1 protein-coding gene is annotated in these 835 nt (G+C 61.7%); it reads left to right on the top strand.

All coding sequences use genetic code 11. The features are described 5' to 3' along the window. Positions 1 to 51: 51 nt before the first annotated feature. Positions 52 to 835, top strand: a 784-nt coding sequence (locus MLGJGCBP_RS23250) for an SDR family NAD(P)-dependent oxidoreductase (RefSeq protein WP_236581303.1), incomplete at its 3' end; no start/stop codon positions are given.

The raw sequence follows: 835 nt of genomic DNA on the forward strand, positions 1-835 counted from the left end.
GCAGGAATGGGACGCGCACATGCCCGACTTCTGGCCTCGCTCGGGGCGTCCGTGGTCGTCAACGACGTCGGCGACGCCGCGCACGAGGTGTGTGAGGCGATCAACCAGGAAGGCGGTTCGGCTATGGCCTGCGTCGCGGACATATCGGACCCCGCGGGCGCCGCGGAGGTAATCAAGTCCGCGATCGACGACTTCGGTGGGCTTCACATCGTGGTCAGTAACGCCGGAATCATCAACAGTGCCGCGTTCAGCGACATGGACTATGCAGCCTTCGACCGGGTGATGAAGGTGAATGCCTACGGGTCGTTCAACGTAATCAATGCCGCGTGGCCGCATCTTCTTCGCCAGCAGTACGGGCGCGTTGTGATGGTGAGCTCGTCGAGCGCATGGACCCAGCAACCACTGATCAGTCACTACGCCGCGTCGAAGGGCGCCATCCTCGGCTTGGCCATGTCGCTGGCGGCCGAAGGTGCGGACAACGGAATCACGGTGAACGTCGTTGCACCAGGTGCTTTCACGGCCATGGCCAGCGCAGTCGGAGACGAAACAGCCAGGCGTCAAATGGAAACCATGATGTCCCCTTCTCTGGTATCGCCCGCTGTTGCCTGGCTTGCGCTCGAAAGCAACCGCCATAACGGGCAGATTTTCGAGGTGGCGGCCGGTCGCGTGGCGAGAAACTTCGTCGGATCGACACGTGGTTATTGGAATCGAAACCTGACCGTGGATGACCTGCTGCAGCATGAAGATTCCGTGCTGGACACCGAGGGCTTCGCCGTCATCGAAGACACTGTCCAACTGGCGCGGTGGATGACCGAATCGAACACCGGGTGGGAGG

The sequence above is a fragment of the Rhodococcus sp. T7 genome, assembly GCF_009872365.1.
Taxonomy (GTDB): domain Bacteria; phylum Actinomycetota; class Actinomycetes; order Mycobacteriales; family Mycobacteriaceae; genus Rhodococcus_F.